This window comes from Streptomyces sp. NRRL F-5650 (assembly GCF_000721365.1).
GTDB lineage: Bacteria > Actinomycetota > Actinomycetes > Streptomycetales > Streptomycetaceae > Streptomyces > Streptomyces ardesiacus.
In genome coordinates, this window is record NZ_JOGV01000181.1 from 1 (window position 1) to 295 (window position 295).

Consider the following 295-nt stretch of genomic DNA (forward strand, 5'->3'; position numbering starts at 1 on the left):
CGCAACCCCGCCACCGACCGACCCGAAACCACCCACGGCACCACACCACCACACACAACACCAGCCGGACCGGACCCAACCCCGCCCCCACAAGCCTCCTCAGCCGGAGCCTGCTCCACAATCACATGCGCGTTCGTCCCACTCACACCGAACGACGACACACCCGCACGCCGAACACGACCCGTCTCCGGCCAGGCACACTCCTCCGTCACCAACTCCACGGCACCCGCCGACCAGTCCACCTGCGGCGTCGGCTCATCCACATGCAGCGTCCTGGGCACCACACCACGCCGCA

General features: G+C 68.5%; 1 protein-coding gene. It reads right to left on the reverse strand.

What is annotated here, in order from left to right; genetic code table 11:
• Nucleotides 1-295, reverse strand: a 295-nt coding sequence (locus IG88_RS42220) for a ketoacyl-synthetase C-terminal extension domain-containing protein (protein ID WP_324609033.1), incomplete at both ends; no start/stop codon positions are given.